The organism is Labilibaculum filiforme, assembly GCF_002843315.1.
Taxonomy (GTDB): Bacteria; Bacteroidota; Bacteroidia; order Bacteroidales; family Marinifilaceae; genus Labilibaculum; species Labilibaculum filiforme.
In genome coordinates this window covers 203410-227463 of the sequence record NZ_MVDD01000006.1, presented here as the reverse complement: position 1 = coordinate 227463, position 24054 = coordinate 203410, and the positions used below count along the sequence as shown (strand labels likewise).

At 36.2% G+C, this 24054-nt stretch carries 20 protein-coding genes, 3 tRNA genes and 1 pseudogene; 16 read left to right on the top strand and 8 right to left on the bottom strand.

Features of this window, described 5'->3' with window-relative positions; all coding sequences use genetic code 11:
• Positions 1-57 precede the first annotated feature (57 nt).
• The 3 genes from BZG02_RS10465 to BZG02_RS10455 all read left to right on the top strand — a co-directional run bounded on the left by BZG02_RS10465 (position 58) and on the right by BZG02_RS10455 (position 2725).
• Positions 58-2271 carry a S9 family peptidase gene (locus BZG02_RS10465; protein WP_218972215.1) on the top strand — a complete coding sequence of 738 codons (2214 nt, stop codon included), beginning with the start codon at positions 58-60 and terminating at the stop codon, positions 2269-2271.
• Positions 2272-2520: 249 nt separating this feature from the next.
• Positions 2521-2596 (top strand) — tRNA-Gly (locus tag BZG02_RS10460).
• Between the two features lie 56 nt (positions 2597-2652).
• Positions 2653-2725, top strand: a tRNA-Gly gene (locus BZG02_RS10455).
• Positions 2726-2847: 122 nt separating this feature from the next.
• Here the strand turns inward: BZG02_RS10455 and BZG02_RS10450 are convergent.
• The 5 genes from BZG02_RS10450 to BZG02_RS10430 form a co-directional block, all read right to left on the bottom strand.
• The gene (locus BZG02_RS10450) at positions 2848-4131 is read right to left on the bottom strand and encodes a DUF3570 domain-containing protein (protein ID WP_101261374.1); all 1284 of its coding nucleotides are present in this window, start codon (positions 4129-4131) and stop codon (positions 2848-2850) included.
• Positions 4116-4337, bottom strand: a complete 222-nt coding sequence (locus BZG02_RS10445; protein WP_101261373.1) for a DUF4266 domain-containing protein — start codon at positions 4335-4337, stop codon at positions 4116-4118. The genes BZG02_RS10450 and BZG02_RS10445 overlap by 16 nt, the downstream gene beginning before the upstream one ends.
• A gap of 26 nt (positions 4338-4363) precedes the next feature.
• Positions 4364-5371, bottom strand: coding sequence for an FAD:protein FMN transferase (locus tag BZG02_RS10440; protein ID WP_101261372.1), 1008 nt, complete (start codon positions 5369-5371; stop codon positions 4364-4366).
• A 2-nt stretch (positions 5372-5373) separates the two neighbouring features.
• Complete coding sequence (locus tag BZG02_RS10435; RefSeq protein WP_101261371.1) at positions 5374-5820, bottom strand: thioredoxin family protein; 447 nt, start codon at positions 5818-5820, stop codon at positions 5374-5376.
• A 178-nt stretch (positions 5821-5998) separates the two neighbouring features.
• Positions 5999-6547: a hypothetical protein gene (locus BZG02_RS10430; RefSeq protein WP_101261370.1), complete on the bottom strand. Its 549-nt coding sequence runs from the start codon at positions 6545-6547 to the stop codon at positions 5999-6001.
• Positions 6548-6695: 148 nt separating this feature from the next.
• Here BZG02_RS10430 and BZG02_RS10425 point away from each other — a divergent pair.
• Positions 6696-6779: transfer RNA gene (locus tag BZG02_RS10425), tRNA-Leu, on the top strand.
• 483 nt (positions 6780-7262) lie between these two features.
• Here BZG02_RS10425 and BZG02_RS10415 read toward each other — a convergent pair.
• Positions 7263-8318, bottom strand: coding sequence for a permease (locus BZG02_RS10415; RefSeq protein ID WP_101261368.1), 1056 nt, complete (start codon positions 8316-8318; stop codon positions 7263-7265).
• Positions 8319-8440: 122 nt separating this feature from the next.
• Positions 8441-8788, bottom strand: coding sequence for an ArsR/SmtB family transcription factor (locus tag BZG02_RS10410; RefSeq protein ID WP_101261367.1), 348 nt, complete (start codon positions 8786-8788; stop codon positions 8441-8443).
• Positions 8789-9698: 910 nt separating this feature from the next.
• On the opposite strand from BZG02_RS10410, the gene rnk reads away from it, so the two are divergent.
• From rnk to BZG02_RS10395, 3 genes are all read left to right on the top strand, one after another.
• On the top strand, positions 9699-10109 hold the full coding sequence (gene rnk, locus BZG02_RS10405) for a nucleoside diphosphate kinase regulator (protein WP_101261366.1): 411 nt from the start codon (positions 9699-9701) through the stop codon (positions 10107-10109).
• 11 nt (positions 10110-10120) lie between these two features.
• Positions 10121-10876 carry a hypothetical protein gene (locus tag BZG02_RS10400; RefSeq protein ID WP_101261365.1) on the top strand — a complete coding sequence of 252 codons (756 nt, stop codon included), beginning with the start codon at positions 10121-10123 and terminating at the stop codon, positions 10874-10876.
• 185 nt (positions 10877-11061) lie between these two features.
• Positions 11062-12018, top strand: coding sequence for a hypothetical protein (locus tag BZG02_RS10395; RefSeq protein ID WP_143470451.1), 957 nt, complete (start codon positions 11062-11064; stop codon positions 12016-12018).
• A gap of 365 nt (positions 12019-12383) precedes the next feature.
• Here the strand turns inward: BZG02_RS10395 and BZG02_RS10390 are convergent, their stop codons facing one another.
• On the bottom strand, positions 12384-14027 hold the full coding sequence (locus BZG02_RS10390) for a PD40 domain-containing protein (protein ID WP_101261363.1): 1644 nt from the start codon (positions 14025-14027) through the stop codon (positions 12384-12386).
• 848 nt (positions 14028-14875) lie between these two features.
• On the opposite strand from BZG02_RS10390, the gene BZG02_RS10385 reads away from it, so the two are divergent.
• From BZG02_RS10385 to BZG02_RS10345, 9 genes and pseudogenes are all read left to right on the top strand, one after another.
• On the top strand, positions 14876-15427 hold the full coding sequence (locus BZG02_RS10385; RefSeq protein WP_101261362.1) for a UpxY family transcription antiterminator: 552 nt from the start codon (positions 14876-14878) through the stop codon (positions 15425-15427).
• Between the two features lie 438 nt (positions 15428-15865).
• Positions 15866-16036 (top strand): hypothetical protein, encoded by a 171-nt coding sequence (locus BZG02_RS10380; RefSeq protein WP_218972214.1) that lies wholly within the window; start codon positions 15866-15868, stop codon positions 16034-16036.
• 515 nt (positions 16037-16551) lie between these two features.
• Positions 16552-17013 (top strand): hypothetical protein, encoded by a 462-nt coding sequence (locus BZG02_RS10375; protein ID WP_101261361.1) that lies wholly within the window; start codon positions 16552-16554, stop codon positions 17011-17013.
• A gap of 585 nt (positions 17014-17598) precedes the next feature.
• Positions 17599-18078, top strand: a pseudogene (locus BZG02_RS10370) (SDR family oxidoreductase); the annotation flags it as partial.
• 145 nt (positions 18079-18223) lie between these two features.
• Complete coding sequence (aldA, locus tag BZG02_RS10365; RefSeq protein WP_101261360.1) at positions 18224-19672, top strand: aldehyde dehydrogenase; 1449 nt, start codon at positions 18224-18226, stop codon at positions 19670-19672.
• 103 nt (positions 19673-19775) lie between these two features.
• Positions 19776-20867, top strand: coding sequence for a mandelate racemase/muconate lactonizing enzyme family protein (locus BZG02_RS10360; RefSeq protein ID WP_101261359.1), 1092 nt, complete (start codon positions 19776-19778; stop codon positions 20865-20867).
• 144 nt (positions 20868-21011) lie between these two features.
• On the top strand, positions 21012-22061 hold the full coding sequence (locus BZG02_RS10355; RefSeq protein WP_101261358.1) for an aldose epimerase family protein: 1050 nt from the start codon (positions 21012-21014) through the stop codon (positions 22059-22061).
• Between the two features lie 42 nt (positions 22062-22103).
• On the top strand, positions 22104-23117 hold the full coding sequence (locus BZG02_RS10350; protein WP_101261357.1) for an L-rhamnose/proton symporter RhaT: 1014 nt from the start codon (positions 22104-22106) through the stop codon (positions 23115-23117).
• Between the two features lie 135 nt (positions 23118-23252).
• Entirely contained in the window at positions 23253-23933 is a 681-nt protein-coding gene (locus BZG02_RS10345; RefSeq protein ID WP_101261356.1) for a DUF554 domain-containing protein, read from the top strand.
• The last annotated feature ends 121 nt before the right edge of the window (positions 23934-24054 follow it).

Here is a 24054-nt window from a genome sequence, read left to right as displayed (position 1 = left end):
AGAATCTTTGAGTAATTAAAAACAACCAATACTATATTCAAAATAAATTTTAAAATTATGAAGAGGAGTCGACAGATATTTACTTTCTGCATTTTTATGTGTTTTGGATTTTTGTCTTTTTCGCAGACGGAAAATCATAAGATAAGCATGGAGGATTTGATGCTTAATGGCACGTTTCGTCAGGAATCTGTTCAAGGATTACTATCGATGAATGATGGCGTTCATTATACCACACTAGAAGAAGGCGGAACCAAAATTGTAAAGTACAGTTATGCTACCGGTAAACTTGTAGAGGTTTTGTTGGATTTAAGCAAGATGAAAGAGGTGGAAATAAAATGCATTAATCAGTATGAATTTAGTGCAGATGAAAGTCGCATTCTGTTAATGACTAATCCAGAGCGAATTTATCGACGTTCTTTCACTGCAGATTATTACGTTTTTTCGTTTAAAAACACTGAGTTGGTTCCTTTATCGAAAAATGGAAAGCAACGATTGGCTACTTTCTCGCCAAATGGTAATCGTATTGCTTTTGTAAGAGATAACAACCTATTTATTCATAACGTTTTGTTTGGTTCTGAAATTAGAATTACAAAAGATGGAGAATGGAATAAGATTCAAAATGGAACACCTGATTGGGTTTACGAGGAGGAGTTTGAATTTAATAAAGCTTTTGCATGGTCGCCCGATAGCGATTTTCTGGCTTATATGAAGTTTAATGAAAGCGATGTGAAGTTATTCAATATGAATAAGTTCGAAGGCTTATATCCTCAGGTAAATGAAAATGCTTTGTATCCCGAAAACTATACTTATAAATATCCAAAAGCGGGAGAGAAGAATTCTACTGTAGAGGTGTTTGTATATAATGTAGAGGATAGAATTACAAAAAGAATGGATGTTGGCGAGGAGAAGGATCAGTATATTCCTCGTATTAAATGGACTCAAGATCCGAAAATGCTAAGCATTTATCGTTTGAATCGTCATCAGAATAAATTGGAATTTTTACTTGCAAATGCGCGAACTGGCAGTTCGAATGTACTATTTACTCAAGAGAATAAATATTACGTGGAGGAAGGTAACTTTGATAAGTTAACCTATTTAAAAGATGGGAAGCATTTTATTTACTTGGACGAGAAGGATGGCTTTAATCATTTGTATCTGTATGATATGGCAACCGGAAAGTCGGTACAGCAAATTACAAAAGGAGATTGGGATGTTACCGAATTTTTAGGCTTCGATGAAGAAAATCAGGTTTGCTACTACCAATCTGCAGAGGTGTCGCCAATGGATAGAAATGTTTATTCGGTGAAATTAAATGGAAGCTCTAAAAAATTGCTTACTCCTGATAAGGGAACAAATAGCACGGTTTTCAGCAATGGGTTTAAGTACTATATCAATTATTTTTCGAGTGTAACTCAACCCACTACGGTTAGTTTGTATAGTAGTAAAGGGAAGTTAATTCGTGTGTTGGAAAATAACGAAAAATTGGTTGCTAAATTAAAGGGATATCAATATACTCCCAAAGAATTCACGATGCTTCCTGCCGCCGATGGAATGACCATGTTAAATGCCTGGATGATTAAGCCGTTTAATTTTGATCCAAGTAAAAAATACCCTGTTGTGATGACTCAGTATAGCGGTCCAAATTCGCAAAGTGTTGAGAATTCGTGGAGTTTTGATTGGTATCAATATTTGGCTCAGGAAGGATATATTGTTGTTTGTGTGGATCCACGAGGAACGGGTGCCAGAGGACAATTATTTCGCAAGTGCACCTACATGCAATTGGGACGACTAGAATCTGATGATCAAATCGCGGCAGCGCGAAGCCTTGCCAAGGAGAGTTTTATTGACGAAAATAGAATTGCAATTTGGGGATGGAGTTATGGTGGATTCATGTCAACACTCTGTTTAGAGAAAGGGAGCGATGTGTTTGCTGCGGCAATTGCTGTTGCGCCGGTTACCAATTGGAGGTATTACGATTCGGTATATACCGAGAGATTTATGAGAACTCCACAGGAAAATGCAAAAGGCTACGACGATAACTCGCCTATTAATCATGTCGATAAATTAAAAGGAGCGCTTCTGCTTTGTCATGGCACGGCAGATGATAATGTGCATATTCAGAATACTTACGAATTGTCGGAACGTTTGGTTCAGGCCAATAAGCAATTCGAAATGCAAATATATACCAATCGAAATCATAGTATATATGGTGGAAAAACAAGATTGCACTTGTATAATCGGTTCAATCAATTTTTAAAAGATAAATTATAGCCTTTAAAAAAGGCAAGCAATAAGGAATAGAGGAGATTGTTTTTACAGTTTCCTCTATTCTTTTGCTCAAATAGTCAGTTTTTTAGCCTTAATGCGATGATTTTTTTGATATTTTTTTTAGAAAACCACTTGTTAGAAGCGTTGGAATATCTATATTTGCATCGCAGAAGTCAAGAACAATTGTTCTTTTTAATGCGAGAATAGCTCATTCCGAAAGCTTTCGGGAGTTAGAGCACAACTCGATTATATGCGAGAATAGCTCAGTTGATAGAGCACAACCTTGCCAAGGTTGGGGTCGCGAGTTTGAGTCTCGTTTCTCGCTCCAGGAATTATTGATGTTATCCTTTTATTCAATAATTAGAGTTTTGCAAAAAGGAAAATGCGAGAATAGCTCAGTTGATAGAGCACAACCTTGCCAAGGTTGGGGTCGCGAGTTTGAGTCTCGTTTCTCGCTCAGCTAAAACTGTTTCATTTACATGGAACAGTTTTTTTTGTGCTTTATAATTTGATCCTATTTTATATAAAAAATGGGTTGCCATAATTAGCAACCCATGTACTGTTATTATAGGAATGTTATTAGAATGTAAATCCAAAATCAAGACTTACTAACCAGGCGTTAAGACCATCGCTGCGGTCGTAGTAGGCAGTTCGCAAGCCAATGCTTTTTAATTGAGCTACTTTATTTTTCCGTAAAGGAGATTTAAAGTTGCTGATTCCCATTACCGGCGAATACTGGAATCCCACACCAACTTTCACACTATTAAAATCGGATAAATCGTAATCGGAGGTATAAAATTCAGAAGAGGAACTAGCTTGTCCAAATTCATAAAAATCATCGGCAGCAGTTTGTGTGTGATACCTCACAAATGGAGAAACAATAAAGGAGGGACTCACCATCATTGGTAACTCTAAGCTTGCTGTATGTGCCGAAATTCCCCAGCTATCCGAATAGTATCGGTAAAAGGTTTTTAATCGAATAAAATCGCTTAAATAGTAATTTACTCTCAAGGATACTGGAATTTTAATTCTACTATCATCCAGTCGTTCGATATGGCTTCTGCTGGCTAATTCTGTTTTGTTTGCTGCAAAAGAAAAAGCATCATCAAAAAATACCCGGTGAAAAGGAGTTGATAACAATCCGCTTTGCGATACCATTTCGGCCGAAAATAAAGCTTGTAAACGCTTATTAATAACCTGAGAATACGTTACACCAAAGGTGAGAGTAGTTCGAGTATCATCTTTTAGTGTTTCGTTGGAGTTGCCTCTTAATTCGGTTGGATAAAGAAGATCCCATTTATCACTCATATACACTCCACTAAGACTAAGAGATCGGTTCTGATCTTTAGAATTGAAGGTATAGGAACCTCCTGCATGATAGGAACTAACATCGTATTCTTGTGAAAATCCGGCAAGAACACTGTATGCATTGCCCGAATTCATTAACTGGTGCGAGTAGGATGCATTAATATGAGCTCTTGCGTCTTTGCTCGAAGCAGAAGTTTTATGTGTATCGAAGTAATCGATATTATCGGTGGAAGCCGAAGAGTAGATATCAATACCAAAATTCAAATCGAGACTCGATAAAGAATCCATTGGGATATGTACCACAAAGCTAGGAGCTACATTGGTTAATTCTTCGGTGCCTTGTCCGCCTGTTACCGGCGAATGATCTCCATCCTGTTCGTAGTAATTCAGCAAGAAATTTACTTCTGTTTCCTGATACTCTTCCGATGATTTTACTTTTTTACGACTCTCTTCCTGTTTGTCGTCGATGCTGTTTTTATCAGTTTGAGCATTTACTGCAAATGCTGCCGATAAGAATATGCTTAGGGATAAAATAGTTTTTAGTTGCATCCGCATCCTCCTCCTGATTTTCCACCATTAGCGCCTGCAGCTCCTTCGCGGTAGGCTTGGAAATTAGATTCATAAACTTCTAGTTTTTTGGCCTGAAGTGCCATTTCTTCATCGTTTAAATAGGTTTTTTGATAAGCTGCAACGGAAACGCAACTGTTCATTGCCAGTATTGCAAATAAACCCAGGATGAGTAAGTTGATTTTCTTTTTCATTGGTTTCTCCAATTTGTAATTAATAGTTAATTCTTTTTTGTATCGTGATATTCCAGTTTTAGGTTAGAGGAAGTAATTAGCTCCTGTTCATCGGTAACCAGAATGCACTCAATGCCATTTAAATGATTGATTAATTCTAAACCTTTGTCTTTTCCTAAAACGAAAACAGAGGTTGCCAAAGCATCTGCTAGTTCGGCATTGGGACAAATTACGGTTACGCTACTCAATCCTTTTACCGGATATCCAGTTCTAGGATCGATAATGTGACTGTATTTTATACCATTAAATTCTACAAAATTCTCATAGTTTCCGGAGGTAACAACGGCAGTTTCTCCAATTGTTAACCAGGAATAAATCTGGCTTTTATTTTTTGGGTTGGAGATGCCAATTTTCCAATCTTTTCCTCCTTGGTCTTTTCCCCAACTAATTAAATCGCCCGATGCGTTTACCAGTGCTCCGTCCAGATTCATTTTAGCCATTAAATCGAGAGCTTTATTCGCCGCATATCCTTTTCCGATGGCTCCAAAACCTATTTTCATTCCAGGGTTTTTCAAAAATACGCTGTGTTTTTCTTCATCAAGAATAATGTTTTTATAGTTGATTTGGGAAACCGAAGCAGCAACAGAAGCAGAATCGGGCATGCTTTTCATACTGCCGTCAAATTTCCAGATTTTATCCATCGAAGCGTAACTAATATCAAAAGCACCATGAGTAAGATTCGATATTTTAATGGAACGCCGAATTAGGTTGAAAAGTTCTTGATCCACTTCTACCGCTTGTATTCCGGCATTAGCAATTATTTTACTGGTTTGTGATTTGGCATCCCACGAGGAGATTAATCGTTCGATTCGTTTAATTTCTTCAATTCCGGCAGTTATGGCAAGTTTGGCTTGATTTTCATTAGTAGCTACTGCAGTAATCTCAAATCGCGATCCCATTAACAGTAGTACTTCGGTGTACGATTGGTTATTCTGACTGCTTGTGGCAGACAGGAAGCTTGTTAATAAAGCGATCAATAGGCCAAGTTGTTTCATGCTTATTGTGCTATAATAGATTGAATATGACTCACATAATCTTTCGGAGAAACTTTTTTGTATCCCGTTTTCCCCATTACTTTCGCATTCGAATCGAGTAGGAGTATGGTAGGGAACTGACCATTGGAATTGTATTTTGCAGCTAGTTTCTCATTAACAGCTGTCTGCTCGTCGGACAAGCTGTTCTTTTTTAATCTTGGGAAGTCGACATCCAGAATGACTAATTTTTCGGAAGCGAATTTTTTAAATTCCTCGGTATTTAATATTGTTTTTTTAAGCAGAATACACGATCTGCACCAATCCGATCCCGAGAAGTTTACAAATACATATTTGTTTTCTGTTTTGGCTTTTTGCAGTGCCTCTTCTAAACTACTTTGTGCTATTGAGTTTGCAGTACTTAAAATGGTGATGCAGACCAATAGAAATGTTAATTGGGCTATTTTTCTCATGTGTTTGAATAATTTCGTTTTACAATAGATACTATAATATCCGAATCTATTTTTAATTATTCAAATCTATTAAAAATATATCTCACACGACACAAATAGTCTGTTAAAAAATGCAAAAATATAGATAGTTGTATTTGATGAGAGGAAAATATTCCTCTATGTACAGCTAAAAGTAGATTTAAAGGGTGATTCCGTTGTTGTGTAAAATGCTCTTTACTTCGTTGCCAATAATTGATTTAAAAGGACTTACGAGTTGGTCCACTTTTTTGTTGTTGATATCTAGAAGACCAAGAAGCAGGTAGGCAGATTTACGATCTTCAGGAGCATCTTTTACCAATTCCAATAAAATTGAGGCTCCAGATTTGAATTCTTTATTGCTTAAAACGGACAAATTCACAAAAAACTGACTTGCGGCTCTTATTACTTCTCCTTCCTCTTCCACCTGAATGAAAGGGAATAATGCCATGATTGCTTTTGGTTTGCTTTTTCGGATGGTAGCACTTAAAGCAGTTAAAAGTTTTACTCTTTGTTCAGTATTGGTGATGGTTTGAAGGTGTTCGTAGATTTGAAAAAGAACAGGAATCATTTTTTTATTCTGACTTACGCCATATAAAAAACAAGTTCTGAATGTCATTACCTGAAATTCATTTTGATCTAATTCCAGCCATTTTTCAGGTTGAACTGCCCATTTATCTAAGTAGGAGTAATCTTTTTTATTTTCTGCCATCTGTTCTGTACTAATTTGTGGCAAAGATAGAAAATGAATTGCATCTCCAAAGAATAAGAAACAAAGCCAGTACTATTTTATTAATAAATTTTAGGAATGGAGGGATTCGTTTTGCTTTTGTCACATTTTTGTTACTTTTGCTAGCCTTGCCCAGGTGGCGGAATTGGTAGACGCGTCAGCTTGAGGGGCTGGTGGCCGTATGGTCGTGAAAGTTCGAGTCTTTTTCTGGGCACTTCTTAACTGTTAAATAAAAACAAAAGCACTTAAAGTCATGCACTTAAGCGCTTTTTTGTTTTTTGAAAACATCCATTAAAGGCAAATAGCCGCGTATTAAGCGAAACGATATCGAGAACAGACATACTGTGAATGTTTCGTTTTCTGTAAGCTCGTCAATTTCTCTAAATCAATAGTAAGAATAACGTGAATGGCTTGTATTGCTGTTTGAAATTGGTAAAATTTGTAGCTGTTAAAATGCGATGATACCTGGATAATTCTAAAATTGTACCTATTATCATTAGTAAATGCAGTGGTTTAATGTTTTTGAAGTTCTCTCCAATGCAAAACCTGTTCTTCAATTAGCTGAAAAGCCTTAGGTTGAACAAAGTTTAAATAGAAAATGCCCGGGACAATAAATCTTGTACCGAGCACTAATGATTTTAATAAGTGTAGAACTTTAGATCTTTTATCCCAAAATTCGGGACCTAAAGTAAGAGGATTAAAATAGAAAGTAGAATATAAAACCACCAATAATTGCTATTGCCACAATGGAGCCAACAAATGCGGCCACTGCTTTAGGTTTTAACATCGACGAAATTATTGCTATTTCGGGTAAACTAGCTCCGGTTCCTCCAATTAATAAAGCCATAGCGGCACCCATGCTCATTCCTTTTCCTATTAATACACTTAATAAGGGAATAGCCATTTCAATGCGAAGATATAAAGGTACACCAATAATGGCAGCTAAAAATATCGCTAAAGGATTATCGTTGCCTAGGTATTTTTCAACAAATGCATCAGGAACAAAAACTACCGATATTGCACTTATTACTGCACCAATAAGCACATAGGGCATTATTCGTTTAAATAGCGACCAAGCAAAGTCAAGTGCTTCTCTTGCCTTTTCATTTTTAATTGCTGAAATTTTTAAACAAGTACTACCGCTGCCAGCGCAAGCTGAAACTGTTGGCATACCTGTACAGGAGTTTTGAATGTGTTTTGCCTCTACACAAATTGGCGATTCGGAACAGGCTGTTGTATTCGATGAAGGGGCAGGTGTGTTACCATTGTAATTTTTAGATGATTTACCAGAACAATCTTTCACTTTTGACTTAGAGCCAATTATTTTCACTTGGTTAATCAGGGATGTTTTGCCGATAATGGTTCCAAAAACAACAGCGCCGATAAATACAATTAGAAAGTAAATGGTGGCAACTTTCAATCCAAATACAGCAAAAATAAAAGCTACTACCACAAAGTTTGCTAATGGTGCGGCTAATAAAAATGAAAATACCATTGCTAAAGGAGCTCCCATTTCAAGCATCCCCATAGATACAGGAACCATTGATGCACTGCAAAACGGAGTTGGAATTCCAAGTAAAGCACCCATAAGTCCACTAAATTTACCCGTTGTGCTTAATCGTTTTTGCAATTTATCTTGTGGAATGTATGCCCTAATAAATCCGGTAAGAATAGAAACGAATGCAATAATAAAGAATAAGGCTACGCCAACGTGCATAAATTCATCAAATGCCAATTTTAAATTTTCTCTCATTGTTTTTTATTTAATTATTATAGTTACTGAAAATAAGATTATAACCTCCGTCATATGCGTTATGGTGCATACGAAAAAGCATAGCAATCCCAACAAATTATATTTGAGTTTTTGATTTTAACTTATTTATCCCGAGTTAATAGTTTTTGTTTACAACGTTGTATTTCCATTGTCATATCGTTTTTAGATATGATACTAACCGCATTTTTAATGTGTTGTAAAAATTCACTATTTGTTTTTTTTATGTAATAGTAAACCCATTTACCTTCTTTACTTTCTTCAAGTAAACCAGCTTTACTAAGGATTTTAAGATGGCGAGAAACATTGTATTGAGGTTCTTCTAAGACTTCAATGATTTCAGAAACGCAGATTTTAGAATCCATATTCATTAAAAGCCATATAATTTTAAGACGAGTTACTTCGGATAAAGCTTTAAAAATAGTAATGCTGTATTGTAGCGTAGGTTTCATTGGATTATAATTAAAGGTTTCTTTTTAAAGAGCTATTTCGCGTAATGTGAATTTTATTTCCTTATTTTTTCGTTGCTCAATGCCCCCATACTTAAAAGGAAATACAAATAACTCATATGCACCAAAAGGCATATGATGTGCAAATGTAATTTTTCCAGATAAATCTACAAAGCTTTTTCCAAAAAAATAGTAAACGAAAATTAGTTTAAAACCTCACTAAAAATACTTTTTGTGTAAAGAAGGATGGCCTCGTAGGCTATTACATTTCAAAAAACTCAAAAATATTTTTGATGTTGTTTGGAGTTAAGTAATTAGTAGTAACAGAGATTTCTGTTTTTATATTTTTAGCATAAAAATGATACCATTAGAAGAAACAGGATATTTATTTGCAGGAAAGTGATTATTTCTGAGAACAAATCCTTCTTAAAAAAATACTTCGGGTTCGTTATTCAGCGTCACAAGTGAATTTGATTATCGGACTTTTGACCCAATTCGCTAGACGACAGCTTTCTTCAACTTTATCTCTTTTTCGTAGATAATGGAAGGATAAAGAAGTTGTGCCGATTGTTTATACAGGCAGCTCCTGTTTTTAAAAATAGTCCCACTTAAAAAAGGAAATTTTCTTATTACTACATGGCATTTCACCAGCTCTATATTGATTAAAATGAAGGCGATTTTGTCCGTAAAAATCCTATTTCCTATTTGCTGTTTTTTAGTTCCGAAATTTAAATAATATGCCTTAATTTGCTGGTAGGATGATTTCGACTTTTCTCTGTAATTATTTTTTTACCGGGCAGTTGGAATGTGATTCACTAGATAAAAAGCAATCCAAATTTTGAAGAAGGAACATCGGTTATTTTTTGTGTTACGAATTATTTAAAAACATCAAACTAATTTTAAACTTGTAATTATGAGTAAATTAATTGTAAACAGACTTGATTACGCTCGAATTAAAAAGTGCATAAATGATGCTAAACAGTTTAATTCAATTAACAATGTTGAAGCCGCTAAATTATTAGCTGAATTAAATTCGGCCAAAATAGTAGAGCCAGAGGCCATTCCTTCCAATGTTGTTACTATGAATTCTATTGTGAAATTGAGTTTTTTAAACAGCAGCAAACAAGTCGAATTTCAAATTGTTTATCCTGGGAATGCAAATTTTAAAGAACATAAAATATCCATATTCTCTCCCATCGCCACAGCACTAATCGGCTATCAAATTGGCGATCATATCGAATGGGTGGTACCTGCTGGATTAACCGAATTAAGAATTGATGAAATAGTTTATCAACCAGAGGCTGCAGGTGATTTTAACTTATAAAGGTCAGGAAAATGAAAATTATTTGGGATGTAAACGATTCGGATATCAAGAAGGTCGTTGATTTTGTAAATAATAATAAAACGCTCTTGGTTGAAAAACGAATGCTTAAAAATATTCGCCGAAAAGAGCTGGTTATTAGTAAGGATATCATTTTAAAAAAGATGCTAAGATGTTTGCTGACAGGGCAGCAGGATATAAATCAAGACAAAAAATTAAATGCCTTTTTCAATAAAACACCATTTTTATTCACCGATGAATTTCTTTCGAAAGAATATGATATTGAAAGCGCTGTACAAGAGGCTTTGGCTTCAAATGGAATTATTCCATCGGGTAAAACGATCAACTTTTTCATTCTAAATTACTTTTACCTTTTGCAGTCGAATTGGGAAATAATGGTTGAGCTGGAGAAGTGCAGTGCAGAAGATTATACGGTAGCTCAAGAAAGAGAATTGGCTGATTATATCGATAAGGTATTTAAAGGTTTTGGTTCTATACAGGCACGAAGCTTTTTACAAACTTTAGGTTTAACAAAATACGAAATTCCCATTACCCCTCAATTTATAGGATGGTTAAAGAATTTTGGGTTTCCAATTTTGTTTTCTCCGATAGCGCTTCAGGATAAATCATTTTATCATTTTATATCCAACGGCATTCAGCTATTGTGCGAAAAAGCAAACATTTACCCATGCCTGCTCGATGCAACTGTTTTTTCAAGTAAGGATACTAAAGCCTGGAAAAGCAGCATAATAAAGGGGAGAGGAGAATAAAATAAATCACTTCACCATTAAATGAAGAGGATGTTCCTGATTTAGGACATCCTCTCTTTTTTGAATAGTACCAACAAATAGCATGTTGCTGTTTTTTTTATGATTGAGCTTAGGTACTTTAATAATTCCAAGCATTTAATATCTTTGCCAAAAGTAGCTTTTGTGCATTTATCTAAAGAATGAAAATGAAAAATATCCTTCCCACCTTGTCGTATGAAATATTAAAAATTGCTAACCGCGAGTTACCAAGGTCTATTTTTCTGAACGAAATTTCGAACTTACTTCTTGACTCGTTGAAGTTTTCGGAACTAAGGCTTTTATTTCAGACGCGGGAAAATGAATTGCAGTTCGAATTTGTACACGGCACAAAGGACGCTTTTGAATACAAAAAAATAAGTTTACAAGACTTGTTGCAACAGCTATCTGAAGACGAAACTACAATGCTTTGGGAGCCAATATTGACGAATAATTTTGATTCTACATCCACTTTTTTTACCGAAAAAGGAACGTTTTGGACCATAGATTTTAATAATTTTTCCATTCCTTATCGCCGGAAATTAGGTTTGGCTGAAAATAGTAATCTACTGCAGCCAAAGAGTAGTTGTTCACTTTTAATTATCCCATTTTTATATGGAAATAAAAGAGTAGGCTTGCTGCAGCTTAAAAATATTAAGAGAGAGTTATTTTCGAGTTTGGGCACTAATTTATTCGAAGAATTTGCACAAACTTTAAGTGCCATTCTCATCAACCAGTATACACAAGCGCTTTTACAGGAACGAGTAAAAGAGTTGGCTTTCTTGTACGAGATGTCAAATATTACCAAGCAAAGTTCCGTTTCGCTGAAAGATAGTATTCATCAAATTATTAATTTAATACCACCTGCCTGGCAGTACCCAGAAATAACTCAAGCCCGAATTACGGTAAATGGCATCGAATATACCAGCGCTCCCATAACTAGTTGTGAGCATAAACTTGTGGCGCCCATTATTGTTGAAAATGAAAAATGCGGACTTGTAGAAGTTATTTATACCGAAAAATGTCCGGATATGAACGAGGGGCCTTTTTTTACGGAAGAAAGAAGTTTGCTAAATAATATTGCGGCAGAACTGGCAATTATTATTGGTAAAAATACTTGCAAATAGACAAACAATCGATTTATTGTTGTTTAGTATCCCGACGCAAACGAGAATTGCTTCCAAATGTTTTTTTATCTGGGGTGGCACTTTCAGGTCAGTTCAATATTTCAGGGCGGTATTCGCGCGGCTCATTTACCCTGATTTATGATATTTGAGCCCTTTAGGCTCGGAAAAAAAGTGATGACAAAGGGGCGAACGAAAATTCATTTCCTTTTGAAATTGATTTAAATGCATGCTCGGTTTTAACAAAACCAAAAACCATCTGCAGCTCCCAAAAAAAAAAGAGCCTTCAATGATTATGAATGGCTCTTCTTCGTTTTTACTAAGTGCTTGCTAAGCTATTTTGTACTGTTTCTTAAGAAAATCAATTCTTACCTTCTTATTTTTAATGGTTGTCCGTTCTTAAAAAGAACGATAAAAGCTCCCTCAATGCCACAGGAGTCTTTAAAGGCTTCTGCCTCTGCGTAGGTTTTAAATTTTCCGATGGCATACTTGTTCCATCCATCCAAAAATTGTTGTTCGATAGGCTCTTTTCCCTGATATATTTTGTATAGTTGGTCGGTATTTGCTTCATTTTTACAGGCTAAAATTTGAATTCGGTAGATTAGCTCAGGAATAATTTCTTTTGGCGCTTGCGGCACAATAGGTGCTTGTGCTGCAGGTGCGGCGGCATAAGTCTCGACAGCTTTAGGATCCGGAGTATTTACTTTAATCTTTTCGGTTTTGTAGATGTCGAAGCCTCCCGCACCTCCGTTTCGATCCGAAGAAAAGTATTGCTCTCCCGTTTCCGATTTATAAAATTGAATGTCGTTGTAGGGACTGTTCACCGGAATTCCCATATTTTTAGGAGAGCTCCACGTGCCATTAGCGAGACGATCACATTTAAAAATGTCGTAATCTCCCATGCCGTTGTGTCCTTTGGAGTTGAAGTACAATTCTTTTCCGTTTGGAGTAACAAAAAGGTCTGCTTCATCAAATTCAGTATTGATACTAAGTCCAATATTCTTTGGCTGCGACCAATTGTCATTTTTATCTTTGGTACAAAAGTAGATGTCGCATGCTCCGGCGCCACCTTCTCTGTCACTAACAAAGAACAGTTCATTGCCTGCGATACATGCCGAAGCTTCTCTTGAGATGGCTGAATTTACGGTAGGAAAGTCGCCGCTTGCAATCCATCTTCCGCCTTTTTGTTTGGCTAAAACAAAATCTCCGCCACCATCAATCCCTGTGTAAAAAACGAACTTATCCTTGTCTTCGATGTTAACGATAGCTACATTTTCGTCCTTTCCAAAAGGAATGTATTCCTTTTTAAGATCCCGATAGTTGTTATTATCTATGCTTACCGAGTAAACTTTTTCAATTAGCTGGCCTTTCGAGTTCACCGATCTTTGGGAACTAAAATAAAAGGTATCCCCCTTTTTTATTGGATTTAAGTCATTAAACTTTGAATTCACTTCTTTATTCAAGCGGTTTGCTGTTAGGGTAGCGGGAATTGCTTGCAAAACAATGCCGTTTTTACATTCGTAGATGTGTTTCTCGCAGGATTCAATGAGTGCTTTGTTCCGATTTCCTCTGTCTTTTACAAGGTTCTCGATAGTAAGCTGATACATTTTTATGGCCTTCTCGAAATTGGAATCGTATTGGTGTGCCAAAGCTATTTGGTAGCAAATATCCTTACTTACTGCAGCATTTAATTGGTAAGCGTCCAGCAGATACTTGCTTGCATTTTCTTTTAAATGACCATTCAGGTAACAAATTCCGATGTTGTAGTTTAGTTCCGGATTGTTTTGTTTGTAAGCATAAGCTTGTAAAAACAAAGGAAGGCATTGATCCGTATTTTCAGCATTTTGTTGAGAAAAGTCCATTGCTTGTTTAATTTTAAAGTAAGCAAGATTAGATTTTTCACTACCATCCACAAAATCACTTTTTTTCACCGATAGTAATTTTTGACCAGTAACATGCGAAAGACTGAATAGCGAAAAAGTCAATAAAACAAGGATGTTTTTTAAATTCATAGAAGTTCGGGTTTGGTTTATTACATCTAAACGCACGAAAATAATCAAAATATTATTTATAAAATTACATTATTGATTAATTGCTTGATAAATGGTGTGTATGGTCTAATTTTTAGCGTTTTATTGCTAAAAATTGCAGTTGCTCATTTTTTAGCGCTTGTAATTTTTATAAGCTAATTTGTCTTAATTTTATTTTTTTTCTCTCAAAAAAAACAAAATTAATCTTTTCTGATAAATAATATAAATAACAGACCTCTTATTCTTTATTTGAAAATATATCACTTTATGTTTCTTTTGTTTCTCGCAGTAAGCTCACAAAAATCCGTTTGGCCGATAAGATTGTTTGTATATAGTAACTAGGAATATAGCTAGGTTTTGTTCCTTCAAAACTACAAAACAGGAGGTGGTTATTACTTGGAATTTGTCTGCAAATAAAAGCAAGTATCCATCTTTAAAAAGAAACTATTTTTGTAAAATTCAATTTAATTTACCTATCCCATATTTTTTTGCAAAAAAAAACGTTTATCCTTAATTGGGGGATTTTTGCAAATAAAAACAAACCATTCGCATTATTTATACTGTTTGATTATATTTGCGTTCTCATTTTTAAACAGTGACTTTCTCTGTGGATAGAATGTGTTTTTAGTACATAAGTAAGGTTTTTTATTTACAATTGAGATAGATAATTAGTTAAATAAGTCATGAATAGCATGTGACTGAAGGGGCGAAGCTGTATCTATACCCTTGGTTTTTAATAAAATGAGATAATTCTCTTATTTGTGGAAGTACTTATTTTGTATTGTTAATTGTATGGAAGGTATTATTTGTAATTGATGATGTGAAATGTTATGACTACAGAGAAACAAATCATAAAAATAAAGAAGAATTATGCCTGGCATGCGATTTATACCAAATCACGTTCCGAAAAAAAATTGTACGATGAGCTTTGTGGTAAAGGAATTAAAGCCTATTTGCCCATGCAAAAGCAACTTCGGGTTTGGAGCGATCGAAAAAAATGGGTAGAAACTCCTCTTTTTACTTCCTATGTTTTTGCGCAGGTAAGTGCAAAAGAGTACGACGAGGTATTGCATTCTTTTTATGCGGTTTGTTACGTTCGAATTGCTGGAAAAGCGGTCGTTATTCGCGATGCTCAGATTGATGCACTTCGTTGTTTTTTGGCGGATAAGGGGCGGGAAATCGAGATGAGAGGCGCAGATATGGCAATGGGAGATCGGGTAAAAGTAATTGCCGGTCCTTTAAAGGGAGTTTTTGGTGAGGTGATTGAAGTGCGTGGCAAACATCGGTTGGCCATCCGTTTCGAATCTTTGGGTGCCTGCGTATTAACAGAAATTAAAGCGGAAGATGTAATGGGCTGTCCCAACAAGGGAGGAGTCAATTAGGAATTGAAAATTATCAATTACCAATTCAGAGACTGGATGCTCCTCATTGCTCGTCACTCTAAGAGAAGCCTAAGGACCAAGGATCTCTGGGGAATTAAGAATTCTGACGCAGATTACGCAGAAAAGTTTGATTAAAGATGATAATCCCGAGGTGCCGGGACCAGCAAAGCTGGAAAGATAAAGCTCATCCGAAGCACTAGTCCCCCATTCAGGCGGGAGAAAGGGGGTGTTATTAATCTCAAGCCAAAAATTAATAATTATAATTTTTAATTCTCCTTTTGCCTGAAGGGCAAATAGATGATAGCTCAGGGCAAATGAGTGAAGCGAATGTCACCCTGGGTTTACGCGGTAATCATACAAATCGGCGCACGAGCTAATCTTATTTGGAGAAGAAGGCATTCTGTGCGACGAAAAAGACTCTTCAAGACATATATAAACATGACAATACAAAAAATAACAAACATTTGTTGCATAGGAGCAGGATACGTAGGTGGGCCAAGCATGGCAGTTCTTGCCCAAAAATGCCCGCACATTAAGGTAAATGTGGTGGACAAAGAGGAATTAAGTGCGATTGGTTTTAAAGTTTATAATATTGGTAAAGGAGAATAAACAAGAGATAATTATTAATTACGGATTATCAATTATTAATTAAAACGCAGATACCGCAACATTGAATTGTCATTGCGAGGCAGAGGAACGATGCCGTGGCAATCTGTTCGCGTTCGTTACAATGCCAATTTATACGAACCTCGTCCCGAAAGCTGTCGGGATACGAAGGATCGCTGGGGAATTAAGTAGTAAGCGACAAAATAGGAGATTAAAAAGGTAATTAGGCTGTTAACATTAAAAAAAGCAACATAAGTATAAAGTGAGAGATGCAAGAGGTAGGTATTCGTTATGGATACATCTTAACTTATTATCTAATAATGCTCACGGGAAATAAAAATTACGTTTGTTTACTAGGCTTTGAGCGGTAGTAATAAATATATTGTTTAGGCAGATGGTTTTTAATTTGAAAAATTACTGTACATTAGTTCGGAAATTATGTCGTTGTACTATTGTGAAACGATGTAAACCAAGGAATGAACTTCAGACAGTGGTTCTAACTCAAAATAAAAAACAAAATGATAACTAAAAACCAAGTTTCAGTAGAAATTCCAGAGGCCGACCTAGTTGCTGTTATGGATGCCATTCAAATATTGGATGATAAATTATTACCTCACTTAAAGAATCTTTCGGCCGACGACCGCCGTGTGATTCCTAAAATGGGAGACAAAACCTTTGCTTTTGTGAGCAAAGCTTATGCGCACATGCAAGCCAATCCCAATCTGGTGCCACCCTATGTGGCAGTCGATGAGTTACAAGTAGACTTGGAAGCGGTACAATCTTTAAAGCAAGTGTATGGACCCATACAGCAGTTGGCCAATTTATTGGACGATACCATGTTGCTTTCAGGAAGTGAAGCTTATATTGGCGCACTTGCATTTTACAATTACGTGAAGGGAGCCGGAAAAGCTGGCGTGCCTGGAACAGATATGATCTACGAGGATCTAAGTAAAAGATTCCCCGGTAACTCTAAAAAGTAAGAAAATAGATATATAGTAATATTTACCCACTGTCTGGGTTTTTCGCCAAAGGCGAAATAATTACGAATGACGATCCCATTTAATCGGGACGAGACGAGCAAAAAAAAGGATAGTTGTCATTGCGAAGAAGCCTAAACGACTGCTGCAATCGCCTCGAATACAAACCGAGGCAAATAAAAAGAGCGCCTTTTCTATTTAACACCCTAGGGGGTACTTCAGAAGTACCAAACCGGAGCAAATAAGTACCAAGCCGATGCTCATAAGTACCAAACCGGAGCAAAAAGCTTCGACACCGAAGCAAATAAGTACCAAACCGAAGCTTTTAAGTAGGGGGGAGCACCTCCGAAGTACCAAACCGAAGCAAAAAGCTGCGGGGGTGAGGCTTTTTAGTGCCTAAGAGGAATTCACTATAACTATTCAAAACCTTACATATTACAATTGTTTTCTACCTGAAAAAAGAGGAAGCAAGTTAAAAAATAATAATGCAAGCAGCAAAAAGAGTCGTTTTAAGCACTGGTTTCCTTTATGGGAAAATGTTGATCTCCATATTTATTACTTTATATTCCACTCGTATTGTTTTAAATGGGTACTATTTTAAGAGCACCTGCAGTGGAGCATCCAGATGAAATGTGGGATAAGGTAATTGAGGTAAATCAAAATGCTCAGTTTATTTTGACTCGTGAAATTGGAAAAGAAATGGTTGCTCGGGGTGCTGGTAAAATTGTGTTTACAGCTTCCTTATTAACTTTTCAAGGAGGTATCACTGTTCCTGGTTATGCTGCCAGTAAAGGTGCTATTGGTCAAATGACTATGGCTTTTGCAAATGAGTGGGCATCTAAAGGAGTAAATGTGAATGCAATAGCACCAGGTTATATCGATACCGATAATACAGAAGCTTTGCGTAACGATCCAGTTCGTTCAGAGCAAATCTTATCACGTATTCCTGCAGGAAGATGGGGAAAACCAGAAGATTTTGGTGGACCGATCGTATTTCTTTGTTCAGAGGCCGGATCGTATATGCAAGGAAGCATAGTATTGGTTGATGGTGGTTGGATGGGACGATAAATTGAATCGTTTCAAAAATATAAGGAACAAGTACCAGGATGTTTTTTATTTACATTCCTGTTACTTGTTCCTATTTCACTTGGTATTTCATACTTGTTTACCTATTACTTTAATCAGGATACTTAAATAAAACAGCGGAAATAATATGGATTTAAATTTCAAACAATATATCAACGGAGCTTGGGTAGAACCAACTAATGGAGAAACTGCTAATGTTTTTAATCCTTCTAACGACGAAGTGGTTGGAACCGTAGCTAACGGAAACGAAGAGGATGCAGTTATCGCATTAAAAGTGGCAGAAAAAGCCCAAAAAGTCTGGGCGAAAATACCAGCACGTAAAAGAGCTGAGTTAATGTATGCTTTTGTTGCAGAGATAAAAGCAAATCGGGAAGAGCTTGCAACGGTGTTAACCAAAGAACAAGGTAAACTATTTAAAGTAGCTCAGTTCGAAGTAGATGTTTGTTGTTCATTTATTGAATATGCTTGTGAATGGGCTCGTCGTATCGAAGGGGATATTATTCCTTCAGACAATGAGAACGAGCAAATTTGGATTCAGAAAATTCCTCGTGGAGTAGTTGTGGCTATTACAGCTTGGAATTTTCCTTTAGCATTGGCGGGTCGAAAAATAGGTCCTGCATTGGTTGCTGGAAATTCGATTGTTGTAAAACCAACTACCGAAACACCAATGTCTACTTTAATGTTAGGCGAATTAGCAAAAAAAGCAGGTATTCCTGATGGCGTTTTAAATATCATTACTGGTCCAGGCCGTACCATGGGAACAGCTTTATGCAAGCACGAAATCACCAAAATGGTAAGTATGACAGGTAGTACACCTGCCGGACAAGCTATTTTTAAAGCTGCATCAGAGAATTTAGCTCATGTGCAACTTGAATTAGGTGGAAAAGCTCCATTTATTGCTTTTGAAGATTGTGATATTGATGCAACTGTTGCAGGTGCCTTGCATTCTCGTTTCGATAATTGCGGACAGGTTTGTACTTGCAATGAAAGAATGTATGTGCACGAAGATATCTACGAAGAGTTCATGAAGAAATTTATGGCGAAAGTAAAAGAAATTAAAGTTGGTGATCCATTCGATGCCACTTCCGATATGGGAGCTAAAGTAAATAAATCGGAGTTAAAACACATGCACGAGCTGGTTGAAATTAGCCTTAAAGAAGGTGCGACTTTGGCATATGGAGGAAAAGCTCCAGAAGGTGCAGCCTTCGAAAAAGGAAATTGGTTCATGCCTACCATCCTTACTGATGTAAAACAAAACATGACAATTGTTCACGAAGAGGCTTTTGGTCCTATTCTTCCGGTAATCAAATTTTCATCTTTCGATCAGGTAATTGAATATGCAAATGACTGTGAATTTGGCTTAGCTGCAATGATTTATACCAACGATATGAATAAAATCATGAGCTGTAATAGTCAGTTGGATTTTGGAGAAATTTATGTGAATCGTGGTCATGGTGAATTGCATCAAGGTTTCCATAATGGATATAAAAAGAGTGGAACTGGCGGGGAAGATGGAAAATATGGATTCGAGCAATATCTCGAGAAGAAAACATTCTACGTAAGATTTAAAGGGTAGTTAAACTTAAGTGTTGTTTAAAGATGATCTTTTCGTCATTTCTGCGAAGGAAAGGGATGACGAAAATTTTATTCAGAAGATTTACATTCATAATTAATTTCGAATGAGCAGTAGTATTTCAAATATCAAAGTACAGTTGTTTAAAGTACCTTTACCTGAGGTTCTTTCTGATGCTAAGCATGGTGATCATTATCATTTTGAGCTGGTTACAGCAACTGTCGTGTTGGAAGATGGTAGCGAAGGTACAGGGTACACTTACACCGGAGGAAAAGGTGGTTATGCAATAAAAGCAATGATTGAACATGATCTTGCTCCAGCTATTATTGGAAAAGATGCATCTAAAATTGATGAGATCTATGATTTCATGGAATGGCATATTCATTATGTAGGAAGAGGAGGAATTGCTTCTTTTGCCATATCGGCTGTTGATATTGCTCTTTGGGATATTAAGTGTAAAAAAGCAAATCAACCGTTGTGGAAAATGGCTGGTGGTTATTCAAACAGTTGTAAGGCGTATTGTGGAGGTATCGATTTGTTATTTCCGCTTGAAAAATTGTTAGGGAATATAAAAGGATATCTTGCCTCAGGATTTAATGCTGTTAAAATAAAAATCGGACGTGACAATTTAGAGGAAGATATTCAAAGAATCAAGGCGGTTCGGGAACTAATCGGACCTGATGTTACTTTTATGGTGGATGCGAATTACTCTATGAGTGTTGAGAAAGCCATTGAAGCTGCAAACGCCTTTAAAAAATATGATATTCTTTGGTTCGAAGAGCCTACCATTCCTGATGATTATTTAGGTTTTGCGAAAATTGCCGAAGCTACTGGTATGCCTTTGGCAATGGGAGAGAATCTTCATACCATTCACGAATTCGAATATGCTTTCGAGCAAGCTAAATTGTCCTATATTCAGCCCGATGCATCGAATTGTGGAGGGGTAACAGGTTGGCTGAAAGCGGCAAAATTATCTCAGAAATACAATCTACCTGTTTGTTCCCACGGAATGCAGGAATTGCATGTAAGCCTCGTTTCATCGCAGGTGAATTCGGGTTGGCTCGAAGTTCATAGCTTTCCAATAGATGAATACACAACTCGTCCTTTAGTGGTCGAAAACCATAGAGCCATTGCTTCAGATGCTCCAGGTGTCGGTGTTACGTTTAACTGGGAAAAGTTAGCTCCTTATCAAATTTAATATTCATTTGCTTATTTACGATCTTCTCTTTTGCGAACCTGGTAAATAAGCAAATTGCATTTCTTGTCGGATTGTTGAGAAGTTGGACCTCCCTCAAACGTTTGAATAAAAAAATAAGTTATATTAATCCTTAGCTCAAAAAATATGAAAATTCAGAAATCACACTTTGGAGATTATCAGGAAAGTAAAATAGATTTATTTGCATTGGAAAATGATAATGGAATGATTGTGAAAATCATGAATTATGGTGCATGTATAACCTCTGTGTCTATTCCAGTTGCCAACAGTTCCGAAAGAACAGACTTGGTTTGTGGTTTCGAAAATTTCGACAGCTACTTTTCAAAAGAATATGTGAATAACTCACCTTATTTTGGATGTACTGTTGGGAGGTATTGTTCGCAAATAAAGAATGCGAAATTCAATTTGGAAGGGAAAGAGTATCAATTGGCAAAGAATGCTGGCGAAAATAATTTGCATGGTGGAAAACTTGGTTTTGATAAGAAAGTATGGCAGGCAAAATCAATAAATAGTGACAATACCGTAGGTGTGGAAATGACAGTAAAAAGTCCAGACATGGAGGAAGGCTTTCCTGGAAATGTTGTGGCTGCCGTTACGTTCCAATTAACGAATAAGAATGAGATAATCATTAGCTATAAAGCAACAACAGATAAATTAACACCACTTTCGTTAACCAATCATACTTACTTCAACTTATCTGGTTTTCAAAAGGATATTACAGGTCATAAAGTATCTGTATTAACAGGAAAACGCTTAGAATTAGATGAAACTGGAGCTGCAACAGGTCTTGTATTGAACTTGGATAATGCGGTAGATGACTTAAGAGCTGGGAAAACAGTTGCAGATGTTCATAAGGCAATGGGAACCGGTTTCGAACACTTTTTTATATTCGATGATGCAAAATTCAAATTACAGAAAGTTGCCGAAGTTGTTGAGCCAGAAAGTGGTCGTAAATTGGAGGTAGAAACTACAGAACCTTGTATGCTTTTTTATACAGGAATGTATACTTCTAATGAACTGAAACGCGAAACTGGTAATCAATTTGGAAAATATCGAGGTTTTTGTTGCGAAACCCACCGTTATCAAAATGGTCCAAACATTCCAAATTCTCCAAAAACATTTACCAAACCAAATGAGATATTCGAAAGTCAAACCATTTTTCGATTGACATTTTAATCCAATAATAAACAAGTGCTAATCACCTAAAATAGTAATATCATGATTGAAGGAATTATATGGGCAATTATAGCCGGCATAATGCTGGGAACCTATGCTTTACCAGAGAAATTTACGAAAGATTTTGCCTTTGAAAATACCTGGGGACTTATGTTTACGTTAAACATGTTTTTAATCCCAATTATTTCTGCAGCGCTACTAATAAAAGGTTTTGGAGGCGTTCTTAGTGGAATACCAACCGATATTTTATTGAAAATGGCTATCGCCAGTGTTATGTGGGGAATAGGAGCTATGATGTGGGGAAAGGCAATTAATTATATTGGTCTTTCATTGGGTTTTTCAATTTTTATTGGAACCGTAATATTAGTTGGTTCCCTTTTACCTTTTTTGGTGGATGGATTGCCTCCAAGTAATGTGCTTGTTTATATTTTGGTAGGTATTGCCATTGTTCTTGTTGGTGTTATTGTGAATGGAAAAGCCGGTATGGTTAGAGAGTCTGATGAAAAGTCAGATAGTACAACAGAGAAGGTATCCATGACTAAAGGAATTGTTATCGCTGTAGTTGGAGGTTTATTAGCTACAGGATTTAGTTTTGCAAACGCAGTAGGAAGACCTTATTTGCATGAAGCTTGTCAAGCTACAGGAAATCCAGAATGGGTAACTTCGGTAGCAGTGATGTTTGTAATTTATGTATGTGGAGGTTTGGTTGTAACACCTTATTTTATCGTTAAATTAACCCAACAAGGCTTGTGGAAAAATTTTAAAACTCCACATTTAGGAAAAAATACTTTGCTTATTCTTGTTATGGCTATTTTAAATTTTGCAGCATCGGCAACTTTTGCTTACGCAGCATTCAAGCTTGGAAAAGCTGGCAATACGGTTGGATATGCAATATTTAATACCATTTGCGTTGCTGTTGCAATTGTTGGTGGTTTACTAACCAGAGAGTGGGTAAAAGCATCAGGAAAAGCAAGATTGTATTTGTACATCGGACTTGCTTGTATGATTATTGGTGTTGTAATTATTGCCTTGGGTAATAGTCAGGGTGTATTATAGTATATTTTTTTGATTTAGTATATATTATCGCTAGTAGACCGGAACCTATTTATTAGGTTTCGGTTTTTTTTTGTCTAAATCGCCTCTTTTGCTGATTTTCTATTAAATTTAGTTTTTCAAAAATAAAATCATTTTATGATCGGAACCCTGGTAAATGTTGTTGCCATTTTAATAGGTGGAAGTTTAGGCCTTTTATTTAGGACCAGAATTCCTGAGCGAATGTTTAAAATTGTTTTCCAAGCCATTGGGATTTTCACCTTATACCTTGGGGTAAGTATGGCTCTAAAGGCCAACGAACTATTGCTGATGGTATTTAGTTTGGTGGTTGGGGCGTTAATCGGTGAATTTTTACGCTTAGAGGAGCGAGTTGAAAAATTCAGTGACTTATTAAAGAGGAAAATAGGAAGTAAGGATGATAAATTTTCTACAGGTTTTGTTACCTCATTCATGTTGTTCTGTCTAGGTGCGATGACCATTTTAGGAAGTATGGAGGAAGGAATGGGCAAAGAACCAACCTTGCTACTTACCAAATCGATGATGGATGGATTTTCGGCAGTTGCATTGGCGGCAGTAATGGGTATTGGAGTTTTGTTCTCGGTAATTCCTTTACTGATATATCAAGGAGGATTAACCTTATTGGCAGCAGTTTTTGGCGAAGTAATTCCCGAGACCATTATCACCGAAATGGCCGGAGTTGGTGGAGTCCTTATTATAGGATTAGGAATTAGTATCTTAGAAATAAAAAAAATAAAAATTTTAAATATGCTGCCCGCTTTGTTGGTAGAAGTATTGTTATGTTACCTCTTTTTAACTTAGAATAAGTTGGATAGTGGTACGGATCAATTTTTGAAAGATTAGTAAGCCAACACATACCAGTAGGTAGAAGATCTTTTTGTAGATTTGTATTCATAAGAAAACGCTTTTAGGCAATCAAAAT